Source organism: Pseudanabaena sp. CCNP1317 (assembly GCF_034931345.1).
Taxonomy (GTDB): domain Bacteria; phylum Cyanobacteriota; class Cyanobacteriia; order Pseudanabaenales; family Pseudanabaenaceae; genus Pseudanabaena; species Pseudanabaena galeata.
This window is the reverse complement of sequence record NZ_JAYGIF010000149.1, coordinates 1-22,764: the sequence shown is the minus strand read 5'-3', so window position 1 is coordinate 22,764 and position 22,764 is coordinate 1. Positions and strand designations below refer to the sequence as shown.

The 22,764-nt window shown below is 43.5% G+C and carries 19 protein-coding genes; 8 read left to right on the top strand and 11 right to left on the bottom strand.

Features of this window, described 5'->3' with window-relative positions; all coding sequences use genetic code 11:
• Window positions 1-73 precede the first annotated feature (73 nt).
• From drmB to drmC, 4 genes are all read left to right on the top strand, one after another.
• Window positions 74-1,939: a DUF1998 domain-containing protein gene (drmB, locus tag VB775_RS22680; RefSeq protein ID WP_281009510.1), complete on the top strand. Its 1,866-nt coding sequence runs from the start codon at window positions 74-76 to the stop codon at window positions 1,937-1,939.
• 68 nt (window positions 1,940-2,007) lie between these two features.
• Entirely contained in the window at window positions 2,008-2,274 is a 267-nt protein-coding gene (locus VB775_RS22675; protein ID WP_281009509.1) for a BrnT family toxin, read from the top strand.
• On the top strand, window positions 2,261-2,554 hold the full coding sequence (locus VB775_RS22670; RefSeq protein ID WP_281009508.1) for a BrnA antitoxin family protein: 294 nt from the start codon (window positions 2,261-2,263) through the stop codon (window positions 2,552-2,554). The genes VB775_RS22675 and VB775_RS22670 overlap by 14 nt, the downstream gene beginning before the upstream one ends.
• A gap of 43 nt (window positions 2,555-2,597) precedes the next feature.
• Window positions 2,598-3,389 (top strand): DISARM system phospholipase D-like protein DrmC, encoded by a 792-nt coding sequence (drmC, locus tag VB775_RS22665; RefSeq protein WP_281009507.1) that lies wholly within the window; start codon window positions 2,598-2,600, stop codon window positions 3,387-3,389.
• Between the two features lie 48 nt (window positions 3,390-3,437).
• Here drmC and VB775_RS22660 read toward each other — a convergent pair whose 3' ends face one another.
• Together VB775_RS22660 and VB775_RS22655 are read right to left on the bottom strand one after the other, a co-directional pair.
• Window positions 3,438-3,923: a PIN domain-containing protein gene (locus VB775_RS22660; protein WP_281009506.1), complete on the bottom strand. Its 486-nt coding sequence runs from the start codon at window positions 3,921-3,923 to the stop codon at window positions 3,438-3,440.
• A 9-nt stretch (window positions 3,924-3,932) separates the two neighbouring features.
• A complete protein-coding gene (locus VB775_RS22655; protein ID WP_281009505.1) occupies window positions 3,933-4,283 on the bottom strand; it encodes a ribbon-helix-helix protein, CopG family in 351 nt (116 codons plus the stop codon).
• A gap of 210 nt (window positions 4,284-4,493) precedes the next feature.
• Between VB775_RS22655 and VB775_RS22650 the strand changes: the two genes are divergently transcribed.
• Window positions 4,494-5,099, top strand: a complete 606-nt coding sequence (locus tag VB775_RS22650) for a Uma2 family endonuclease (RefSeq protein WP_281009504.1) — start codon at window positions 4,494-4,496, stop codon at window positions 5,097-5,099.
• 39 nt (window positions 5,100-5,138) lie between these two features.
• On the opposite strand, the gene VB775_RS22645 is transcribed toward VB775_RS22650, so the two are convergent.
• The 5 genes from VB775_RS22645 to VB775_RS22625 form a co-directional block, all read right to left on the bottom strand.
• The gene (locus VB775_RS22645) at window positions 5,139-5,378 is read right to left on the bottom strand and encodes a hypothetical protein (protein ID WP_281009503.1); all 240 of its coding nucleotides are present in this window, start codon (window positions 5,376-5,378) and stop codon (window positions 5,139-5,141) included.
• A gap of 352 nt (window positions 5,379-5,730) precedes the next feature.
• The gene (locus tag VB775_RS22640) at window positions 5,731-10,104 is read right to left on the bottom strand and encodes an Eco57I restriction-modification methylase domain-containing protein (protein ID WP_281009502.1); all 4,374 of its coding nucleotides are present in this window, start codon (window positions 10,102-10,104) and stop codon (window positions 5,731-5,733) included.
• Between the two features lie 250 nt (window positions 10,105-10,354).
• Window positions 10,355-13,519, bottom strand: coding sequence for a DISARM system SNF2-like helicase DrmD (gene drmD / locus VB775_RS22635; protein WP_281009501.1), 3,165 nt, complete (start codon window positions 13,517-13,519; stop codon window positions 10,355-10,357).
• Between the two features lie 277 nt (window positions 13,520-13,796).
• Window positions 13,797-16,637, bottom strand: a complete 2,841-nt coding sequence (locus VB775_RS22630; protein WP_281009500.1) for a DEAD/DEAH box helicase — start codon at window positions 16,635-16,637, stop codon at window positions 13,797-13,799.
• Window positions 16,638-16,655: 18 nt separating this feature from the next.
• Window positions 16,656-16,967: a fertility inhibition FinO-like protein gene (locus VB775_RS22625; protein WP_281009499.1), complete on the bottom strand. Its 312-nt coding sequence runs from the start codon at window positions 16,965-16,967 to the stop codon at window positions 16,656-16,658.
• A 116-nt stretch (window positions 16,968-17,083) separates the two neighbouring features.
• On the opposite strand from VB775_RS22625, the gene VB775_RS22620 reads away from it, so the two are divergent.
• Entirely contained in the window at window positions 17,084-17,575 is a 492-nt protein-coding gene (locus tag VB775_RS22620; RefSeq protein WP_281009498.1) for a hypothetical protein, read from the top strand.
• A gap of 14 nt (window positions 17,576-17,589) precedes the next feature.
• Window positions 17,590-18,252, top strand: a complete 663-nt coding sequence (locus tag VB775_RS22615) for a hypothetical protein (RefSeq protein WP_281009497.1) — start codon at window positions 17,590-17,592, stop codon at window positions 18,250-18,252.
• On the opposite strand, the gene VB775_RS22610 is transcribed toward VB775_RS22615, so the two are convergent.
• The 3 genes from VB775_RS22610 to VB775_RS22600 are packed head-to-tail and all read right to left on the bottom strand — an operon-like array spanning window position 18,249 to window position 20,259.
• A complete protein-coding gene (locus VB775_RS22610; protein ID WP_281009496.1) occupies window positions 18,249-18,572 on the bottom strand; it encodes a cupin domain-containing protein in 324 nt (107 codons plus the stop codon). The two genes, VB775_RS22615 and VB775_RS22610, sit on opposite strands and share 4 nt — an antisense overlap.
• A 14-nt stretch (window positions 18,573-18,586) precedes the next feature.
• The gene (locus tag VB775_RS22605; RefSeq protein ID WP_281009495.1) at window positions 18,587-19,507 is read right to left on the bottom strand and encodes a ParB/RepB/Spo0J family partition protein; all 921 of its coding nucleotides are present in this window, start codon (window positions 19,505-19,507) and stop codon (window positions 18,587-18,589) included.
• Entirely contained in the window at window positions 19,507-20,259 is a 753-nt protein-coding gene (locus VB775_RS22600) for a ParA family protein (protein ID WP_281009494.1), read from the bottom strand. The genes VB775_RS22605 and VB775_RS22600 overlap by 1 nt, the downstream gene beginning before the upstream one ends.
• A gap of 403 nt (window positions 20,260-20,662) precedes the next feature.
• On the opposite strand from VB775_RS22600, the gene VB775_RS22595 reads away from it, so the two are divergent.
• Window positions 20,663-22,534, top strand: coding sequence for an SWIM zinc finger family protein (locus VB775_RS22595; protein ID WP_281009493.1), 1,872 nt, complete (start codon window positions 20,663-20,665; stop codon window positions 22,532-22,534).
• Window positions 22,535-22,566: 32 nt separating this feature from the next.
• Here VB775_RS22595 and VB775_RS22590 read toward each other — a convergent pair.
• Window positions 22,567-22,764: transposase (locus VB775_RS22590; protein ID WP_323216972.1), on the bottom strand; the 198-nt coding region annotated here is incomplete at its 5' end.

The following is a 22,764-nucleotide window of genomic DNA, read 5'->3' as shown; positions in this document are numbered from 1 at the left end:
TATTTTAAGGTTGTGTGAGAGTGCGCGGCGCACTCTCACAACCCATTTAGGATTGCTATATATTTTTAAAACTATGAACAAATATCGTATTGGTGAACTTCGTCCTAGTCAGATTATGTTTAGTTATGGCATCGGCGCGATCGCTGACTTGCCCAACTTAGCAGCGATGGTGATGGGCTTAGAGGAATGGCAACGCCAGCATACTCAAGTAATTACGGAAGATCGATTGTTGGCGGCGGTGCAGGAGCAACTTGGCGCACAGGTACAGCAATTAGTCAGTTTACCGATTCCTGAAGAAGAAGCCCGTCACCCCTATCTCAATCAGCAACCAAACCTTGAAGGAATCCCCGTTGCGCCATTTCCAACTTGGATGGTATGCCCTAAGTGCGATCTGCTTGCACCGATTACTGACGGACTTTTTGAATTAAAAACTTTCCGCAATCGCCATAGTGAAGCTGCTTATCATCATACAAATTGCAATAAAGCGATCGCCCCCAAAGTAATTCCTGTGAGATTTCTCACCGCTTGTGAAAAGGGACATCTTGATGATTTTCCTTGGCGCTATTTTGTTCATCGTGGGAGTAGTGATTGCAAGGGATCGTTGCGATTAATTGAGCCGAGCGTATCGGGAGCCGTGACTGATATTGTGATCAAGTGTGATAGCTGTGCGGCGAGTCGGCGGATGTCCGATGCCTTTGGGCTGTCTGGCAAACAAAATATGCCCCGTTGTCGCGGTCGCCATCCCCATTTACGCAATTTTGACGATAAGTGCGATCGCCAAATGAAAACAATGCTTTTGGGAGCCTCTAATAGTTGGTTTTCCCTGAGTCTATCAGCGCTATCGATTCCCAATGCTGAGAATAAACTAGAACAATATATTGATGGCTATTGGCAGACCTTGGGAGAGGCTGATAGTGCTGATACTTTGAAAATTTTGCTCAAAATTTTACAAAAACAGGGTAAAGCCTACGAGCTAGAGAATTATGATATTCAAGAAATTTGGGAGGCGATCGCCAAGCGTAATCATGGCTCTAGCCAAGAAAGTAATGATCATACTTCGGCAACGGATCTCAAAACTCCTGAATGGCTCAAATTTAAAAGCGTGACGGGGCTTGAGGATCGCGGCAAAGACTGGCGACTCAAGGCGATCGCGCCGCCTGTTGATTTTGACAAAGTAATTTCTAAAGTCATTCTGGTGGAAAAATTACGGGAAGTGCGATCGCTAATTGGCTTCACCCGCATTCAGTCACCTGGGGACTTTACCGATACGGGTGATGTGCCGAAGGAATATCGAGCGCCCCTCAGTCGTTTTAAACCAAGTTGGGTTCCTGCGATGGAAGTGCGCGGCGAGGGGATCTTTATCGAATTTAATGAGGCGGCGCTGCAAACATGGGAACAACAACCCGCAGTCAAAAAGCAACATATCAAGGTCAAAGAAGCTCACAAAACTTGGCTCAATCAGCGCAATCCTGAACTTGTCGATAAAATCTCGACTCCCGATATGCGCTATTTACTGATCCATTCCTTTTCCCATGCCCTGATGCGTCAATTTGCCCTCGAATGTGGCTACAATGCCGCAAGTTTACGCGAGCGCATATATGCTCAGGTGGCAAATCGCGATCGCCAAGCACAGGCAGGTTTATTAATTTATACGGCGGCTCCTGACAGTGAAGGGACATTGGGCGGTTTGGTGCATCTCGGTGAAGCACCAAGGCTCAATCATCATATCCAGCAAGCTCTTGAATCAATCAAGATCTGTACATCTGATCCACTATGCGCTGAGCATGATCCTGCTGATGATCGGGTTTCTTTGCATTGGGCAGCTTGTCACGCCTGTTTATTTAGTCCTGAGACTTCTTGCGAGAGGGGCAATAAGTTTTTAGATCGGGCTTTGCTGGTTCCCACCTTCTCGCAAACAGATATTTGTTTTTTTAGCTAATCAAAGAGAGGTGGTGCTTTGCACCACCTCTCTTTATTTGTATGTACAAATTGTGTTAACATTAATTCATGTTTGAATGGGACGAAGAGAAAGCAAAGCTTAATTTGATTAAGCACTCTGTGGGCTTTGAGTTTGCAACCAGAGTCTTTGATGATACCCAGCGTATTACAGTGCTGGATCATCGTCAGGATTATGGAGAGAATCGCTATATCACTTTGGCGAAAATTGATAATCGTGTATATGTAGTTACCTTTACGCTCCGTTCATCCAAGATTCGGCTCATTTCTGCGCGAAAAGCAAATACAAGAGAGGTTAATCGCTATGAAAATCGTTGAATATATTGCTGATCCTGTTCATAAGCCTCAACTTAGCAAGGATGAGGAATTTCGTCTTGCGAATTTATCGGATGAAGATATCGATTATTCGGACATAGAGGAATTGGATGATTCTTTTTGGGCAAAGGCAGAGATAGTCTCACCTGATTTGACTACACCTGTGACTTTGAGAATAAAAGAATCGGTTTTGCATTTTTTTCAAAAGGATGGAAAGAAAGGATATCAGTCTCGCATGAATGCAGTATTGGAGAGCTATGTAAAGTTTCACCACAAAGATTAAAATCTATTGATGTATGGCTTTGCCGCGCCTCAATATTTTAATTATGTATAACCCAATTTTTGTTGATGCGCTGAAGGGATTGGCTCTGGCTCTGCCCGATCGCCTACTGCCTGAATTAATCAAAATCATGGCGATTATTCCTGAGTCTGATTATTGGAAATATTTGCTTTCGCAAAAGGTGACATCGCAGGAATTGCGCGATCGCGTTTACAAATTCATAGAGCTTTGGCAAGAGTTACATCCTGAAGTTAGCTCGGAGTCGCTGCATTTGGCTTTGCTGGCGGCGATGGAGTTGGGGCGCGAATTGCAAAAGAACTATGAGGTGCAGCCGATCTGGACGATGCCCGACCAAGCGGGGGAATGGAACCGTCAAACGGAACCGACGATTTTAGAGTTAATCCATCAAACCCGTGAGGAGTTATTGCTGATTAGCTTTGCGGTTTATGATATTCCTGAAATCGTGGCGGCGATGCGTAAGGCTCTAGCGCGTCAGGTGGTGATTACGATGATTGTGGAAATGCCTGAGCGCTCTGAAAAAATTCCCTTTGGTATTTTGCAGACTTTTCCTGCGGAGATGATTGAGCAGTTACAGATTTATTATTGGCCGATTGGTAGAAGACCTGTGAACTCGAAGGGGAAGTATGGATCTTTGCATATTAAGGGTGTGATTAGCGATCGCCATCGGGTGTTGATCAGTAGCGCTAATCTGACGCAATATGCGCTGAGTCTCAATTTGGAGTTAGGGTTATTGACGGATCAAGCGAAGTTAGCGAGGCAGATTCACCATACCTTTGATGTTTTAATTCGCGATCGCGTCTTGATTCCTTTTCGTTAGTTTTGAAATAGTAAGATATGCATCGCAAAGCCCCACCCATCTTACTATCTAGCTCTCTTTTCTAATCCATTCCATCATTAAGTAAGGATGAACAATGTGGATTTTATGGTTAGGAGATTGATATAGATAATGTCGTGATGGGATAATTATTTGGGTTTCTTTGGATTGAAAATCTTGAAAATTGGCGGTAATCAAGAAGTCAGCTTTTCCTGCGATCGCTGTTTCTAGGACATGACGATCTTCTACATCTTGAAGGGGAATAATGCCTGTGCCGCCAAGAGTAAGGCTAGGGTTGATGCTTGTATAAGCACGAATATTATCAATATAGTTAAAGGCATATTCTGGAGATATTTGCAGACGAAGTAGAACTGCTTGCAAACGATTGAGCATTCCCCATGAAACGATCAGTTCGACTGAGCCAAAATGACTTTTGCCTGTTTGGACAATGCTTACTAAATTTTGGCAGGCTGATCCTTGGTTTTGTTTAAGATCGGCGAGGATGGCAGCACACCAAATATTGAGACGAGACACCATCGTGAGATTTTAGCCATGTTGAGTCAGTAATACGGCAGCATTAAGGATGTCGTCTTCGGTTTCTAGAGTGTCGAGCCATTGCCGATCGCCTTGGGTTGACATTTTCTGTTGTAGTAGCCGATAGCGATGATTGAGGAGGGTACGGGTGAGGTCTTGCTGTAGGGCTTGCCAATCTTCGATGGTTCCCATTGCTTTGATCTGAAGTAATGCTGTCCATGCTTCATGGGGGAGGTCGCCGCCTAGTTCTACGACTGCGCCTGTAAGTTGCGATCGCGATCGGTTTTCGAGTTTGGCAAGGTGATCGATTTTGGCGATCGTTTCACTGGTGACATGGGCAGATATAGTTTTGCTTTTGTTCATTATCTATAGTTTCTATAGGTTTTATAGATATTATAAACAATAGACTCAGATATAATGCTGAAAGTCTTTTAGATGTTCTTTATCATCGGTGTGAATGATTAGCTTACCTTTGGCAGTTCACAGATAGGTCGCGCTGATGACGGTGAAGTTTTGGGAGTAAGTGATATTGCTGACTATGCTATTTTTGATTAAAAGTTAAGGACAAAAGCGATGATTGCTAATCTTAAAAATGATTTCTTAACGCCTGAAGAGTATTTGGTATGGGAAGCGAAGCAGGAGTTTCGCCATGAATATATTGATGGTGAAGTTTATGCGATGGCTGGTGGTACGATCGCTCACAATGATATCGCTTTAAATGCTTACAATGCACTGCGATCTCATTTAAAAGCGATGGGATGTCGCATAAATGTCGCTGATGTTAAGGTGCAAGACAGGAATGCAAAAAAATATTTCTATCCTGATGTGGTGGTGAGTTGTAATGAGAGCGATCGCGGATCGCGTGATGTAATTTCTTTCCCTAAGTTAATTATCGAAGTTCTATCTCCAAGTACGGCGGGTTTTGATCGGGGCGATAAGTTTAAATATTATCGGCGTTTTCCGAGTTTGTTGGAGTATGTTTTGATTGATGCGGAGAAGATTAATATAGATGTGTATCGGCGGGGGAATGCTGGTAAGTGGGAATTGACGAGCTATCCAGAGGATTTGCTGGAGTCTGATAATCCTGACTTGTTTGAGTTAACGAGTATTAATTTTCAATGTTCTTTGGCATTGATTTATGAAGATGTGGAGTTGTCGCCAATAGTTGAGGATTTATAATGTAGATATTTGTATCTAAAAATATACGTTCGGGCGGATTCATGGATTCTGCCAACCCCTTTCTATAATGATTTCTCGTTTTACTTGTTGGATCAGGTCGAGAATTTTTTGTTTGCTGTCATAACCGTTGGTTATGGCTTGTTGACGCATTGTTTCTAGTTCATTTGGGGCTTCGGCGGTGAAGATGAAGACTTCAACCTGTTGTTGATTGAGGCTTGGCGAAACTTTGATGGTGATTTCGCCGTTGTTAACTTGGCTCTTGGTTTGCAGGATTTTCATGGGTTTATTCAAATCACTAGATTGATTATAGGTAATGAATCTAGGTAAAGGACAAAAATAATTGATTCAGGTAGGGGCAAAGCATTCCCGCAGGGGTTGATGATGTTTACTGAAAATTTGTCAATGGGAATGCTTTGCCCAAATCGCGGACTCTAAGAGATCCCCCTCAATCCCCCTTAAAAAGGGGGAAGAAGAAAATTTAATTTATTCTCCCCCCTTTTTAAGGGGGGCTGGGGGGGATCGAAACCCTGAAACGTAGACAGAGCAAATAGAAGAGGGTAAAGCATTTGCGGATAGAGGTTATTTATGATTGTTCAAGATTGTGGCGCAAATGCTTTACCCCTACAGGTTTTTACATTTCTAATTCATATTGATCTTTGTTTACCTGTACGACTTTTTCCTTTTTCCTTTTTCCTTTTGACTTGTCATGCAGTCCTGCTTTGACTTCTTCGGCGTATCTTTGATGGTTGAGGGCAAGGAGGCGATCGAGGATGTCACGCCGCGCTGTTTCGCTGATGGTGAATCTTAGTCCTTGTTTAGTTTGATGAAACCCATGAGCCAACGGGAATTGCTCTCCCTCAACTCCCAATTCGTAATTCGTAATTCGCAATTGCTCCCCCCACCCATAAGCTTTCATTACTGCGTAATCCATCTGTATATGCAGTTCACGAAGTTGCTGGATGTCGATCGCGGTGTCGTTGGGGTCGTGGAAGCGGTTATAGGTTTTGGTGAGTCCGAGTTGGGTGGTTTGCATGATCTGCTGACGATCGCTGTAATATTTCTCTCCTATTGTTTCTAGTTCTTTTTCTATTTCTGGGGTGAGGGTTGGCAATGGGAAGGTTTCAAAACAATCTGAGGGAGTATATCGCATCCCTGCGCCTAGAGTTGAACAATTTTGCCATGCCCAAGAATCATGTATTGATGATTGAAGAAAAGAAAAAAGATAATATTTTGATTCATTAAAAACTATCAGCATTTCGTTATACACATAGTCTTTGGAAGCGAATGAAAACATCAAATTTTTGGTTACTCTTGCACAAACTAAAACCCGATCACATTGCGAGATCGCCTCATAAAGTGCTGGTCTTTTATCTGCATAAATCCACCATTTTTGAGGTAATGGCTTTCTGAGCGCAAATTCTCCTTTTTCATTTAATCTAGTTCTCTCAGGCTTAACCAGTCTTTCAACAATTTCTAAACAATCAGGATAATCAGACGCATAGGGCGCACCTTTAGGATTTTTCGGATCATCATGCTCTGGTGATAACGCCCAATCAAAAAAGTTAATCACCCACCGTGCTGGAGATTGATCAGGATTGCTGTTTAAATCTGAACCATTGAGATAGGGAAAGAGAACATCTTTGTTTTTAGGGTTCTTCGTAATCAAAGCTTTAGCTTCCTCTGGTTCAAGCACAAATCCCATTCCTAAAACGAAAGATCCAATAAAAGATTTACCGCTATTTAACTCTAATCGATTTGGTTTACCTAATTCAGAACTCTGAACTGTGAGATATGGTGTAATCGCTTCTACTGGCTGATCATCTAAAAAATATTTTCCTTTCCAATCACCTTTTTTAGCCCAAACATAAGCAACCTCTAGCGCCGCAGTTCCAGACCAAGGACGGCTAGGAATAGCGCGATAAATCTTTCCTTTAGTTGCAACCTGATCTAAACCGATTTCTCTTGTATCACCCTGCGAGATCGTATTAGTGGCAACCAAACCAAAACAACCATCATCTTTCAATAATCGCGAAATCTGCAAAAAGAAATAAGCCACAAAATCCGCATTCCCTTTTACATTATTCGCAACCCATTCCACAAGAAAATCACGATAAGCAGTTCCCATTGCCCCCGTAATCTTTTTACCACCCATAAACGGCGGATTGCCACAAATCGCATCAAAACCCGCATTCTCTTGATCGAGGAAAATTTCGGGAAATTCAAAAATCCAATGAAAAGGAACCCTACGCTTATTAGAATCAGTCGCCAAATCTTGCTGAGACAGATCAAAATTTAAACGTCGTTCCGCTTGAGCTTTTAACAAACTAATTTCGCGATCGCGTTCCTGCTCATCCTTCAACAAAACCACAGTCTCCAACAAAATCTGCAAATCCTCCGCCTTGAGATTTTCCGCCTTATTCGCCTTGGCAAAACACTCACCAATCAAACTATCACCAATATATCGAACCTGTGCGATCGCCCGATCCGCCTCCCTTAACTTAGCCTCCTTCAAAGCGCGATCGTCATCCCTTAAATTTTTCAACCCCAAACGTTCAGCGATCGCCTTTTGCAAAACTGGTTTCATCTTTGGCGCAACCAAACGCCCCGTAAAGTTACCCTTTTCAGGATTTAGATGTAACTTCTCAAACTGTTCTCGACTCGTCAAACCCAATAACGAATCCCCACACCGCAACGCATGATCCACAAACGTAAACGGCTTATCCTTCTGCAAAGTCTCCAACCATAACGACAACTTCGCCATCTCCACCGCCAAAGGATTCTTATCCACACCATACACACAACGCTCCGCAATCAACCGCTTCGCCACAATCAACCGATCCAAATCATCATCAGGAATCAAAGCCTCATCAAGATCAGGCTTAGAAATATTGCCAAACACCGTGAAGACTTCCCTCACCCCCAGCCCCTCTCCCAGAGGGCGAGGGGAGCCAGAAAGATCTCTTGTTCCCCCTCGCCCCTTGGGAGAGGGGGCTAGGGGGTGAGGGCTTCCCAACCCTTCCCAACTCTCCAACAACCGCGCCGCCAAAAACCGACAAACCTGCACCAAAAACGCCCCCGAACCCATCGTCGGATCGCATATTTTGAGACTCAAAATCTCCTGCGGCGATCGCAACCTCCATTCACCCTGCGGCAAACCCTCACTCACCCCCACATACACCAACGGCTCCAACGTATAGCGCACAATCTCCTCCGTCAAAGCCTTCGGCGTGTAATGCGTCCCCGACTCCCGCCGATCCGTCCCCGCCGTCACATACACCGCCCCCGCACTAATAATCACAGGGTACTCCCGCGAATCCTTGCGAATGAGTCGATAAAAAGGCTTAATCCGATGCCAAAGCTGCAAATCATTACCGCAACGAGTCAAATAACGCGACTCCTCGTAATGGGATAAGCCCTCACCCCCAGCCCCTCTCCCATTAAGGGAGAGGGGAGTAAATTCTCTTGCTCCCCCTTCTCCCTCCTTGGGAGAAGGGGGCTGGGGGGATGAGGGCAATAATTTTTTCAACGCCGCCTCACCCCGTCCCGTCTCTTTCTTCAGAAACTTAACCAACACCTCCTCACCCTGCGCCGCCAAAGCCTCCAGATCCTCTAGCAAAATCTCAGGCTCCTTATTTTTCGTTCCCTCCAGACCCAACACCGTAGACAGCGATCGCACCGCCTGATGATCTAGCAAACCCTCATAGACATGACCAATCTGCTCCACCTCGATCGCCTTAAAACTCAAACGGCGCGGCTCAAAACCACCCCCCGCCACCTTAATTCTCAGGATTTGCAACGACTCCAACAGATGTAACACCGTGCGATTATCCACTGCGATCGGTTCATCATGCCCCTCAAATCTGCCCTCCAAAAACGGAAACGCATCAGGATCAAACAAATCACCACCGTAGGCAGGCAGCTTAAAATTAGGATGATAAACACCACCATGCACCGCCCGAAATAGCGCCATCAACCGACACCAAGCATCATGACGACGTTCTAAAATCTCCTCACCACTATGATCGGCGATCGCCCTGAGATTTTCTTGCAAAGTCGAAACCGCATAATTCTTGTCATAGCGATCCTCACCCAATAGCAATAACCCACGCTCCTCCGCACATAGCAAAAACACCAACCGCATCATCACAAAACAAGCCGCCTGATATAGCTCCTGCATGGATACCCCCGCCAACATTCGCCCCTGATGATCGGCATCAATTTCCGCTAATTTTTGAATCAGGATTTCGACCGCCTTGCGTACCTGTAGCCCCAGTTGATCGGTAACTTCCTGTTGCGAATTTTTAGAGCGATCGCACAGACTCGCTAAAGTATCCTGCTCCTGCACCCCAAAGAAGCGCTCTACACCCAACAAATCCCGAAATGCGCGTAAAGTAATCTTTTCTTCGATCCAGATATTCCCATACCAAGAAACCGTCGATGAAGTCCCACCCTGCGGCGCATAAACCAACATCCATTCTTCGCCGTTGGTAATCAATCCCAAATTCACCCGCAGCCCCCGCAACAACTCCACCATCCTCGTCACAGGCGAAGCCGACCATTTCGATTCTTTATTTATGCCCTTATAAGTTCCATCCAGTTTCTGACTCGGTTCAAAAATCTGAATCAACAACTCAGGCTTAATTACCTTATTAGGATCATGAGCATCGACCAATACCCAATCAGGCGCAATCGTTTCCTGATGCTGCTCCATCCTAATCCGCCAATGATTAGCAATCTCCTGCCCCGTCTTCAGATATTCCTGCGGATAGCCCAGCGTATTCACCAGCACCCATTCCACCCATGCCCGATGAATTTGGCGATCAATACGGCGATCGCTCTGCTCATTTCCCCATTCTGCATAAACCTGTTTCAAGAGCGCAAAATGCTCACTATCATGGACGCTCAACCCCTGCGGAAATACCTCTAGCAATACCTCCATACTCAAAAACGAGCCAACAATATCAAGGAGGCTTAACCATTCAGCATGATGACGGGCGATCGACATAGATTTAGACGTGATGTAAATACATTAAAAATTAAGATCTCGTAGGGGTAGAGCATTTGCGCGACAAGTTAGAAATTCAGAGAAAATCTTGATACGCAAATGCTCTACCCTCTTCGTTCTCGCGCAGTTGATAGGTAGATTATTATAGCGAAAGGTCTGGGCAAAGCATTCCTGTTGATAAATAGTAGTGAAATTTAGAGATATCGGCAGGAATGCTATGCCCCTACAAATACCTCTAAACATATACGTTTTAAAACAACTTTGGTGGCACAAGAAAAGCGATCGCTAAGGGAAATAACCTCGGCTGCGGGTCAGCATACCTTTGGCGAATAATTTCCTGCTCCTTTTTAAGTTCACCAGGAATTTGCTTCAGTCGCAACTCTAAACCCTGACGATTGCGCTCAAACTGTTCTCGCTCATCACTGCTAAACAAATCAAGTTGGAGCGGCTTGTCTGTATCCGCAAGTTCCCTTTCGATACTCTGTTGCAGTTCCGTGAGAATTGTCTCAATATCAGCACTTTCCTGTTGAGCGCGATCGGCTAATTGCTTTTGCAAAGAATTTTGGCGATCGCCCATCCGACTTTCGAGACTCTTTTTTAAAGGTTCGGCGTAAACATCCCACAGCCCGATCAGTTTTTGAGAAACCGACTCTGGCACGGGGTCAGGCGTGGCACTTTGTAATAACTGATTTAGCTCCAAGACATTCAAGCGCACAAACTTACCGCCACGAATCGCACCACCCACCGTAATCACCTCTTCATTCAAGCGCTGTTGATCGCTACCCAAAATCACGAGCCGCCCATAGGCAACCACTACAGGCTCAGCACTGAGACTATTGGGAATTTGCAGCGCCGTAACACGATTTAACTTTTTCGTTTCTCCCCGCAACCATACCTCGGCTCTGAGCAACCGCAAACACATCTGCACTAACCGATGATTGAGGTGAGCGAGAACCACATCATCTTTATGTCTAGCGCGATCGGGATCGAAGGTAATCGGACGAATCTCACCTGTATGGGGATGGGCTAAACCCTGATTGCACACCGCCCAACTACCGCGAAATGCTGGCAAATAGAAAGCCTTGGGATCGTGTTCAATGGGAATCAATTCGGGCTGCCCAGCGAGACGCAAGCCCACCTGTACCACCGATTGAATATTGCTCGGTTCAAGGCGCAACTCCTGACGGGTTTGATCAAGTTTTTCCTTGAGTTTCTCAATATCCTTTTGTACCTGTCGCTCAAATTTGAGCAAGCGGCGCATCGGTTCTACATCCTTTTCCGCTTGAGCCGTATCGAGCCTTACCCGCTTACCAAGCATCGCCTCCTCCACCTGTGCGGCGATTACAGGGCCAACCTTGCCCAAGTCCTCACGGATATTATTAATTTTCAAAGCCGCCCGCATCAAAAATTCAAGATCGCCTTCGAGATCACCCGCCTTCACATCACGCATCACCTGATTTTGATAGCCCTGTCCCACAAAGTGATAGATCTGTACCTTATCCGCCCTCTGACCATGACGATCAATCCGTCCATTGCGCTGTTCCATGCGATTAGGGTTCCAAGGGATTTCGTAATGGATTAATTTCGAGCAGAAATTTTGTAAATCCAAACCCTCAGAAGCCGCATCGGTCGCCAGCAAAATCCGCACAGGTGAAACTTTAGGATCGGTTTGGAAGGCAGCTTTCACTTTTTCGCGATCGTCGCTATTCATGCCACCATAGAGCGTCATCAAGCGATCGCCCTGTCCTAACCCACGACTCAGCAACAAATCCGCCAACCATTTTTGCGTAGTCCGATATTCCGTAAAAATAATTACACGCTCCTCTGACCACTGCCCATTGGGACGAATATGCTGGTCTATCCATGCCAATAATTGTTCAGCTTTGCTATCAACTTGACGCGCAGTTTGTTCCGCCCAAGCCTTTAAATCTGAGAGTAAATTTTGCTCTTGCACCGATAGCGATCGCCATAGCGTTGTACTTGTGGCGATCGCCGTCGATGTTGATTCTTCATAGAGATCATCATCGGCAAATTCTTCTTCAATATCTTCAATCTGTCGCCGCAATAGTCCCACCGTTGGCTGTGCTAGACGTTTTGATGAATTTTTACCCTTTTTGAGTGATTCCTCATGTTTGATTAAGGTAGTCAAAAAAGCTTGAGGACTAGAGAATAAACGTTTTTTGAGTAATTTCAAGACAAACTCTGTCGCAGTTTGCTCTAGTTTATTAGTCGCCCCATCTCTTCGCAATTTTGTATATTCATTGAGCTTGCGATTTGCGGCACGCTCCGCATCGGTATAAGGGACAGCGATCGCCTCTAGAATGCGATCAGGGAATCGCGGCGTGCCATCCCAATTGGGCGGCAACTCTCGCTTGAGACGACGGATCATGATCAAGTTCAATTGCTTAGGATCGGGTGGAATTTCTCTAGCGAAACGTTGAGAATCCAATAGCTCCAGTAGCGCCGTAAAGCTCTCACTATAACCATTATGCGGCGTTGCCGATAGAAATAATTTATGCTCACAATGGGGAACTAAAAATCTGACTGCTCCCGTTCGTTGCGAATCGATCGCATATCTTCCACCCGCCGACGGTGCAATATTATGGGCTTCATCGACAATCAACAGATCAATGCGTCTCGGATAAATTGATTCGCCTTCCGATGGCAATGATTCGCGCAATAGCCGTAAAGGGCGATCGCGTTTAATAAAATCAATGGAAGTAATCAAACGGGGATAATGCCCCCAAGGATTAGTATGCAGCCCCCGCCGCCGCCGCAAATCTCGCATCAACTCACTATTCACAATCCGAAAGTCCAAGCCAAACTTATCGCGCATCTGCTCTTGCCACTGCACCTGCAAAGATGAAGGACAAACAATTAAGATCCGATGCGCCCTTTGTCGCAGGGTTAGCTCTTGCGCCACCAGTCCCGCCTCAATGGTTTTCCCTAAGCCCACGTCATCGGCGATCAGCAAATTCACCCTTGGCATTTGCACCGCCCGCACCACAGGATCGAGTTGATAATCCTCAATATCAATGCCACTGCGAAAGGGTGACTGCACACCTTGGCGATCACCTTTAGATACCGCCCCCCACTTCACCGCATCCAAAAATGCGGAAAAGACTTCAGGACGATCCAACGCTCTGGGATAGGGCAATTCCCTCTCTTCAAAAAGTTTTGCCCCCTTCTCTAGTTCCCACACCACCTCCAACTCTTCCCCCAATCCCTCATCCTCAATCGAAGCAAGGGTTAGCAAGTGATGAGTCGGCAACCTAACAAGATGGACAGGATTAGCACTCATGCCCGAAGCTTGAACATTCATCACCGCAAAAGTCCGTCCGCGCACCTTTACTAGCTGCCCTTGTTCTGGCAACGGCTGAGCTTGATTTTGAGTTTGAGCTTGATAAAATGGCATAAATCCTTACTTGAATCTATTTCTCAAAAAATCCTAAAATTCGATTATCACATATTTTCTAGCTATCGCCAGTTTAAAACCTAAATAATGTGAGGCGGCGCTTCGCATTATTTGGGCTTTAAGCATCGCTGACAAGAATAAGAGCTAGACTGTGAAGAATTGCCACAACTTCCACAATTAGAACATATATAAAACTGCGAATTATTATCATCAAAACAAGGCACAGCTAGTACATCACGTCCAAATACGCGATCGCACCAACCAACAGAGCGATCATTTAAAAATATTCTGATTCATCACTAATTGCTTGGAGCAAGAACAAACCTAATGCTTTATTCAAAGCTTGATTATCCTGCGGACAACGCGCATCCGTGAGACATCTTGGACAACCATATTGACAATTACAAGCCTCAACTAATTGAGCAGCCCGAACAGCAAACGCTTCAAAACGATCAAATAATTCCTCACAAGTACCATTACCGCCATCGGTCGTATCAAAAAAATAGGCAATTGTCTTTAATGTATTGATGCGATTTTTCTCGGTCTCACAATAGCTATTCAGATCTTGTCGATCGCTAAGCACTATTAACGGCACGGCAATCCCAATCTGATGACAGATTGAATGCAAAGCTAGATCGGCAGGATTAGTTTGAAATAGAGATATAAGTTCTGAAGGAATATCAGTGCCAAATTGATTCTCTATCTGTTGTTTGAGTTTATTGGCATATTCTTGTAATGGCTCCGACAACTCTAAATTCATCTCAATCCTCAATACTGGGGCTTGATAGTGAGTCGTATAAGCTACATCAAATAGATTTTCTTCTTCGACTTCTGTAATTTCAGCTAATCTAGTTGGTTTGCTACAGGCGGTACAAATATCAGACTGCATTGGTTGATGGTAGCGTGAACAACGGGGATGGCTACAGGTAATTGTTCTCACTTTGCTGATCAAGTTATATCCCGTTACATGATTCGTAATTTCAGCCCAGCTAAGGGTCAAGCGTAATTTACTGTCTTTGAGATTTAAAGCAACTAATCTTGGCTCACGCAGATGCTCCAATGGCTTAATAGTCATGTCTTGTGTAGCCTGTGTGCGGAGTTTTGGCTCTGAATCAATGGGGATCAGGCTCGCTTGTTTGGATTCTAAATCTAGCGATCGCGATCGGTAATATTGCAAATTTCCATCGTTACTCTGCATAGCATATATCGCATTAGGAAATACTTCACGATAAGCCTGTAGTAGCGATAGTTCCTCAAGTTCTTGATTGGTATTACCATCTACCAACATGACTGAATCTTGTGTTGCTCCCCTCAGATTAACCGAGTTATGCGGGCGGTCATGGGTAAAGAGATCACCTGATTTCTCGTTGATTTGTAATGCTTTTTGATTAAGAAGTTCATCAGCAATATTACCCGCGTTATCACCGAAACGTTGCTTGATTTCATCCGCAGGAATCATGCTTTCACTTGCCGCACAACGGAGATGCTTACTGAGAATTGAGTGATAGTTGGGATTGCAAAGAGCGCGTTCAACTTCTCCATCAAGAAGCATCTGGGGATTGCTCCCGTAGTAATAATCAAGCGAATCTCCCAAGGATGGTAGAAAAACAACTAGCCCATGCTGATGCCTTCCTGCTCTGCCAATCCTTTGATAAAAACTCATCAATGATCCTGGGTAGCCTTTGATTAAGCAACAATCTAATTCGGGTAGGTCAATACCTGCTTCTAACGCAGACGTGGCAAATATTACCCGTACTTTATTTTGTTTGACTGCTTCGATAATCTGATTGCGGCGATCGCTGCGTAGTGAACCATAAAAAAGAGCCAGCGATGCTTTTAGATGTCCTCGCTTCTGTCGTTCTAATTCTGCATTCATCAGAGCTAGCAATGACTTTGCCCCTGCGCGAGTGTTACAAAAAACAATGCCACTTAGTCCTCTTTCCAGCCATTCTAAAATCAATCGACTAGCTTCTGTGTTAGTTCGAGCCGTAGGATTTAAACAAAGAATTGTTCGCCCTGCCGCCCTTGCGCCACTGCGATTGATATATACAAGTCGATCGCTTCTTTCTGTGATTCGCTCTGTTAATTCAATCGGGTTACCAATCGTCGCTGTGGCTAGAACATACTGAATGCGATCGCTATTACCTTCAAGTCGATCAACTGCTAATCGCAATCGGCGCATCAGATTAGCAAAATGTCCACCAAAGCTCCCACGATATGTATGGGCTTCATCAACTACAACATAACGCAATCTGGTTAAGAAATCTCGCCATGTCTGCCATTCGTGACGGTAGCGAATGCGATTAAGTTGATGGTGAAGTAAATCGGGACTAATACACAAGATCTGTGGTGCTTGAGGCGTAAACAGTTTTAGCCGTTCTGCCTTTGGCATATCTCCTGTCATCATTCCTGTATGTAATCCCATAGGCTTGGCGATCGCTTCAAGTTTTGACAGTTGATCAATTGCTAGCGCCTTTAAAGGAAAAATTAGTAGAGCAGTCGCCTGTGGATCTTGAATGCAAGTTTCTAGAATTGCTGGTAAAAATGACAGGGTTTTTCCACTTGCTGTTGGTGTTGCGAGTAGCACATCTTTACCGTTTCTCATCGCTTCTAGCGACTGTATTTGATGTGACCACAGGTGAGTATATCCTTGTTCCCTCAATGCTTCTTGCAAAATACTAGGCAGATCCACAGGTAATCTATGAGCCTCTCCTTCTGTACTTTCCGTTACGCGAATTGCCGCAAGAGATGCTTGAAAGTTGAGTGCAATTTCTCTAAATTCTCGATGCGGAATCGTGGCGATGTCTTCTTCACTTACATCATAGATTTCCCGTTCACGGGTATTTTCTGCTGTTATTTCCTGACTGCTAGCTGGCAATATTTCTTGACGACTGATTGCTTCTTGCCAGTTTGTGATGATTACAGGTACTGAGTAGTTGGGAAATTTGGCTATGAGGCGATCACCTAAAATAGCTGTTATTTTACCAATTCCTTGAGCGTGACTAGGAGCGTATATAGCTTGACCTTCGACTAACCACGCAGGCTTTTGTCCTGATGGTTTCATTACTGAACGGGCGATCGCTGCGTAGTCAATAGGACGATCAGATGGGTTGGGCATATTTTTCCTGTAGCATTATTAGCTGGGGCTTGCTACTTCAGCAGGTTTGGCTTCTTTAGGCTTTTTCTCAAACACTTGGATGTTTGGCTCAAGCAATACAAATCCTGTCTCAGTAACTTCACCCATCTTGCCCGCGATCGCCGCTACCCACTGCGGATAATTAGCCCGTGCATCTTCTAATTTCTTAAATACCTTGGGCTTCACTGTAACGCTAAAGATTTGACCGTCACAATCCAAGTCAAAGGACTTCCAACCGTTCTTATCAACGGTCACATCAGCAGGAAGTTCATTGATTTTGATGGTTAATTCCAGTTTTCCTTGTACTGTCATATTTGTATTGTATACCTAATGAATTATTTGCTGTTCTAGCATACGATACCTAAACTTCATCCTCACATCTAACGGAAATCTTTAATCAGTTCTATTTAAATTATTTTTCCCCAAACATGACTAAAGGTATCCCCGAAAAGTGTAAAAAGTGTGCGATGCTCTCTGCGTCTCAGGCTCAAGAACTTCATGGTGAGTTGGGCGATCGCTGTTGGAATCCTGCGGTTTGCTATAGTCGCCGTTCCTATGCCCGTCATCGAGATCGCCGTAATTTGATTCGCTCTCGCAAACGCGGTGATTCCGATGAAAGTTTAGTTGTAAATATTGATGAGTTTGCGTCAGTATATTGGGCGGTATTAGTGGTTTATCGACAGTCGGGAACGGATACACCAATTCATGCGATCGCAGCGCAAGTTTGGAAAGGACAAGAAAAGTTCGCCGCAATTCCACCAATCCATTGTGCTGGGATGGTTGCGACTCAAGTGCATACTTATGTGCAGAAAGTATTGGTTTTGCTAGAGTCAAATTATGGAATCAAGAAATTTGCCAACCAAGAAAGTCTCGATCCTTGGCTTTGTCCTTTGCGCCCTTGTCCCTGTCATCCTAATTAATTTTCAGAGTTGCTATGAAAGGTAAACAGCTTGAGTTGGATTTGTGGGATGTCATTTCGACTGCAAGGCAATCTCCTGAAGATGCAAATTTTCTAATGATGTTTAAACTTTTAGATTTGACTCTAGTTAATCTCGATACGCGATCGCAGTTGCGAATAGCAGGAGATGCTGTTTGTCAAATTGCGGATTTGTTTTGCGATCGCTCTAGTTCTTTATTTGAGGAATTACATTCTCGTACGGTAAAGGGCGAGCCGATCATGGCTGATGATGCTTTTGATCGTTATGTGCGTCAGTCTATAGTGGTGGATTTCGACCAGTTTATTGAGCCTTTGCAGAGTTTACCTAGAAAGGCTCCTAAATATGCAAAAAATGGTAATTCGATTGTTGGCGCAATTGATAAGGAGGTCTTGATTCAAGCTTTAGAACAGGAAAGTTTACTTAGTGTGGAGGAGGAATTTGAACGGGCGATTAGTACTGCTCATGCTGAGAATGTTTCGGCTTGGATTGAAGCGATCGCGCATTGCATTGCTAATAATTCTTCTCCTATCCGCTTGTTAGATTTGCAAAGCGCTTTAAAATTGCCAATAGTGGAGATTTGGTTGGGTTTACTTTTGGGTGATTTCAAACTTGAGCAAAGAGGAGGATTTTATAATTCAAAAGAGATTTGGATTAGCTAAAATGCAAATTGCCCATGCACAGCTAACCAGATACAAGGTGGCTCGATACTGGTATATTCAACACGATGCTTTGTATGGGCGGGAATTAGCAGATAATCTCCTGCTTTTAGTTTTATTCTCGAATCATCTAGATAGGAAAGTTCGGCTTCACCTTGCAGTAAAATCACCCATTCATCGGTAGTTTGGTCATACCATTGTCCAGAGCGAGTAGTTTGTCCTGTGGAAATAATGCGCTCAATCTGGATGTTTTTACCAGCAGCAATTTGCTCAAACTTTTCTATCTGAGATACTTCTTGAGAAAGTTCGTATATGTTCGGCATAACCTCAATGAGTTTTACTCATCCTGAATTAAAGTTTCGATTTCGGCTAGTAGCTTGGCAAGTTTTTTAGTTTTTTTAGGATTATCCCAAACCTTTGATTTTTTCATTGTGGTGAAAGCTTCGCTCATCAAATCTTTGAGAGAAGGCTCTGTCGCGATCGTATTTTTAACAGAGTTAATGGCAGCAATCCTAGCTTTGATTTGAGAGAGAGACAGATTTTGAGCGATAGATTCTTCAAGTAATTCTTGCCGTTGAGCTTCGTCTCGGATACGGGCGATCGCCCTTGCTTTGGTAAATTCTAATTTGCCCTGACGCAATGTTTCTAAAACATCATCAGGCATATTTAATAGCGGTAAACGATTTGTGCGAAAGGATTCAGCATTAAATCTGCCAACATTAGCTAGCAAAGATTCAATCGCCCCAAGCTGACGGGTAACGTTATCCGTCAACTCTAATCCACGCTTTTTAGCATTGGCAGATTGGTTTAAAGTGGAGGTAATATCACTGATCTCAATATCAAGAGAAAGGGATAATAACTCAAGAATAGCCTCAGTTTCTTCAACAGGATTTAAGTCTTCACGCTGTAAATTTTCGACGAGAGCTATTTGGATCGCTTCTTTGTCCGTGACATCTTTACTGATTATCGGTACTGTATCTAGTCCAAGAATTTGAGCAGCCCGAAACCTTCTTTCCCCTGCAATTAGTTCGTATTGTCCATTTGCCAAAGGTCGAACTAATAGCGGTTCTAAGATGCCATGTTCTTGGATCGATTGCACAAGTTGCTGCATCTTTTGCGGATCGAAATATCGTCGAGGCTGTTTAATTGGCAATTGAATCAGATCTATTTTAACTGTCTGATTAGTTGCTGGGGTCAATTCATCCAAGAGGCGAACATTGCTAATTTGATATGCTGGTAAAGGTCGCTTGCTAGCCATTAAATTGTCTCCAATGAATCTGTAATTTGATTTAAGATATCGATAACTGGGTGTTTTGGGGAATGTAATCCTAAAGGTTCATGCATTTGAGCCGAGTCAGGAAAGGCGATCGTCCTTGGGATGGGAGGATAGACGATAGCAATTGATGATAATTGGGTCTGAATAGTACTAAGGCTAGTTTTTGCTTGCAGGGTTTGTCCTTCGTGCATAGTTGGAATAAAGCCTGCAACTTTAAGGTTACGGTTAGCCCTTTGGCGGACACGAGCAACGGTTTCTAGTAATAAGTTACAACCAACTAGACTTTTATAATGGGTTTGAATTGGGACTAACACATGGGTTGCCGCAATCAGGCTGATATAGCTAAGGATAGCGAGACTGGGAGGACAGTCGATCAGAATGAAATCATATTGTTCTTGAACTGTAGCGATCGCATCTTTGAGACGCACTTCTCGAAATTCAGCTAAGACCAATTCCATCTCGGCAGCACTCAACTGAATGTTGGATGGGACTAAATCCATGCCATGAATATTGTGGTGGATTGGTAAGCTCTCGTACTGAGTAATAGACTGGTAAATAGTCTTATCTAGCTGGTAGATATCGAGCCCTAGGAATGATGTTAATGATGATTGCGGGTCCATATCAACGAGCAGGACTTTGAGATCGCGTTGGGCAAGTTGGTATCCCAGATTCATGGTTAGACTGGTTTTGCCAACCCCACCAGATTGATTAAACAGGGCAATAATCTTGGTCACAGGATATCTTGGTAAACAACACTTAAGAAGTGTAACTTATGTTTGTAATTTTTTTATAAACAGTGCGGCTTTTAAAATAGATTCAATAGTCATATAGCAATTTAAGTTTTATGTCCTAGCTATCTCTTGCGTTGATATAGATTAATTTGTGATTATTAAATCGACTATTTATAAGCATTTTATGTCAATTTCTGATTTGACGGTTAACGTTATCCGTCAGTTACCTCAAACATTAAAATTTAGGTAAGACAGAGATAAATAAATCCTGATTGTCTATCTTTAAAATGCAGTCGAGAGCAGAATTAAAGAACAAAAGAAGTCGGAAAGTTTAATTAGTTACTAGAAGTAATGGTTATCGCCAATCTCATAGTAAAATCACGATAACAAACGTCATGAGTTGCATATGCCTGTACTAAAGATCAGTGAATCCCTGATTCGCCAAAATGCAAGCGATAAATCTTTTGAGCGTGGTAAAGAATACGCGCGATCGCAGGCAGTGCGTGATTTATTCTTGCGAGATCAAATTTTGCAGGCTTCAGTGGCAGGGAGTACTTACTATCGAGTGAGCATTGGCTTTAGCGATCGCGGTATTCAAACAGCAAAGTGTTCATGCCCTTACGATTTTGGTGGTTGGTGTAAGCATATTGTGGCAGTTCTATTAGTAGGTATGGAGCGACCACAAATTGAAGAGCGTCCTAGTTTAGACGAAATGTTAGAAAAGCTAGATCTAGAACAAACCCGTAAACTTTTGCATAACCTTACTGCTCAATCACCTGATTTAGTCGATCTCATTGATATTCAGATCCAACTTTTAACCAATATTAAAGAGAGTAAATCTAAAGCTAGTAAGACGAATAAAAAAACTAGTAAAACAGAAACTCAACATCCCGAAATTGACAGATCACCTTTTCGTCGGCAACTATCCTATTCATTACAAAGTTCTTTACGCAATTATGAGCATAGTTATTACGATGAAGATGATCCTTTCACGGACATCATTTATGAAGAGATCGAAAAAGCCAAAGTATTTCTAGAGGCTGGCGATAGTTTTCGTGCTTTTGTGATGTTGTATGCGATCGCGGAAGAGCTATGTAACTATACAGAAGAAATAGAAAACTATTTGGGTGATGTTTCTGACTTGGTTTATCATCTCGATTTGGAAATGGCTGAGGCGATTCTCTGGACAGATTTTTCTGTCAAGGATCGGCAAAAGTGGGTTACAGAAATCGAAGGCACACAAGATGTTCTCTGTGCTGAACTTGACTTTAGCCTCGCCGCCTTGATACAAGGTTGGGACGATCCCTATTTACAAGCAGTCCTGCAAGGTAAAGAAAAGTCTGAAATTATTAATCATCCAGCCGTACAAATCTCAACTCAATCCCAAAGGAAAAGGACGACTATTCAAAAGGGAGCCAATGCATATGTTCACGAAACAGATTTACGTCCATTAGGAAGAATTCGACTCAAAATTTTGCAATCCCAAGAGCGTTTTGATGAATACCTCAATCTTGCTAAAGATGAAGACTTCTTTACAGACTATGTAATTATGTTGCTTAAGTTAGACCGACATAATGAAGCGATCGCATCTGCAGAAAATGTACGGGATGAAAATGATGCTTTTGAAATAGCTCAGAAATTATTAGAGCATGGGTTTGAAAAACAGGCTTTATATATTGCCAATAAGGGATTGCAATTACAAGAGACCGAGGCTAAACGTTATCGCTCAAAAGAACTTGCAGATTGGACAGCTCAATTAGCAGAGCGTTTAGGAGAATCAGGGACTCTGCTCAATGCTAAAATCATTGCCTTTAAACTAACCCCTTCTCTTGCGGATTATCATCAAATTCGCGATTTAACTAAGAATAAATGGAACTCGACTAAAGATAACTTACTACAATATTTATTACAACTAGATTCCTTTGCGACCTGTGAAGCCAAGGTAGCTATCTTTTTAGAAGAGGAACTATTTGATCAGGCGATCGAGATCGCTAATACTAGCTATTGCCGAACTTACGATAGATTGCGGGTCATGAAAGCAGTGATTAGTTCTAATCCGCAATGGGTCATCACAAAAGCGAAGTCTCTAGCTGAGGATATTATTACTCGAGGCAAATCCGATGATTACGAACAGGCGATCGAGTGGCTAGAACAAGTACGCAATGGATATCGAGGTTTAAAACAGGAAAAGGAATGGCTCACCTATAGAAATCAATTAGTTGAAGTAAATACGCGTAAACGTAAGCTCATGGAATTAGCTAAGCGCAAGGGAATTTAAGCGATCGCATAGATTAACGTGAGTTCGACGAACTAAAAGATGGCAGGAGGAAGAGCAGGTAAGCCTTTGAAGAGAAGATCTAAAGCAGGTTTAGTCTCTCGATATGTATAAGCAACCAACCCAGCTAAAAGGTTGACAAGAAAATTAAAAAAACTGCGATGTCTTGAATGCTCAATCTGAGAAATGTTTTTGAGTTGATCATTGACGGACTCAATAATTGCGCGCTTACG

Excerpts from the sequence above, each read along its gene's own strand:
- drmC (WP_281009507.1), top strand. The coding sequence starts at position 2,598 with ATGTATAACCCAATTTTTGTTGATGCGCTGAAGGGATTGGCTCTGGCT.
- VB775_RS22650 (WP_281009504.1), top strand. The coding sequence starts at position 4,494 with ATGATTGCTAATCTTAAAAATGATTTCTTAACGCCTGAAGAGTATTTG.
- VB775_RS22610 (WP_281009496.1), bottom strand. The coding sequence starts at position 18,572 with ATGCCGAACATATACGAACTTTCTCAAGAAGTATCTCAGATAGAAAAG.
- VB775_RS22645 (WP_281009503.1), bottom strand. The coding sequence starts at position 5,378 with ATGAAAATCCTGCAAACCAAGAGCCAAGTTAACAACGGCGAAATCACC.
- VB775_RS22640 (WP_281009502.1), bottom strand. The coding sequence starts at position 10,104 with ATGTCGATCGCCCGTCATCATGCTGAATGGTTAAGCCTCCTTGATATT.
- VB775_RS22615 (WP_281009497.1), top strand. The coding sequence starts at position 17,590 with ATGAAAGGTAAACAGCTTGAGTTGGATTTGTGGGATGTCATTTCGACT.
- drmB (WP_281009510.1), top strand. The coding sequence starts at position 74 with ATGAACAAATATCGTATTGGTGAACTTCGTCCTAGTCAGATTATGTTT.
- VB775_RS22630 (WP_281009500.1), bottom strand. The coding sequence starts at position 16,637 with ATGCCCAACCCATCTGATCGTCCTATTGACTACGCAGCGATCGCCCGT.
- VB775_RS22625 (WP_281009499.1), bottom strand. The coding sequence starts at position 16,967 with ATGACAGTACAAGGAAAACTGGAATTAACCATCAAAATCAATGAACTT.
- drmD (WP_281009501.1), bottom strand. The coding sequence starts at position 13,519 with ATGCCATTTTATCAAGCTCAAACTCAAAATCAAGCTCAGCCGTTGCCA.
- VB775_RS22660 (WP_281009506.1), bottom strand. The coding sequence starts at position 3,923 with ATGGTGTCTCGTCTCAATATTTGGTGTGCTGCCATCCTCGCCGATCTT.
- VB775_RS22595 (WP_281009493.1), top strand. The coding sequence starts at position 20,663 with ATGCCTGTACTAAAGATCAGTGAATCCCTGATTCGCCAAAATGCAAGC.
- VB775_RS22670 (WP_281009508.1), top strand. The coding sequence starts at position 2,261 with ATGAAAATCGTTGAATATATTGCTGATCCTGTTCATAAGCCTCAACTT.
- VB775_RS22620 (WP_281009498.1), top strand. The coding sequence starts at position 17,084 with ATGACTAAAGGTATCCCCGAAAAGTGTAAAAAGTGTGCGATGCTCTCT.
- VB775_RS22605 (WP_281009495.1), bottom strand. The coding sequence starts at position 19,507 with ATGGCTAGCAAGCGACCTTTACCAGCATATCAAATTAGCAATGTTCGC.
- VB775_RS22675 (WP_281009509.1), top strand. The coding sequence starts at position 2,008 with ATGTTTGAATGGGACGAAGAGAAAGCAAAGCTTAATTTGATTAAGCAC.
- VB775_RS22655 (WP_281009505.1), bottom strand. The coding sequence starts at position 4,283 with ATGAACAAAAGCAAAACTATATCTGCCCATGTCACCAGTGAAACGATC.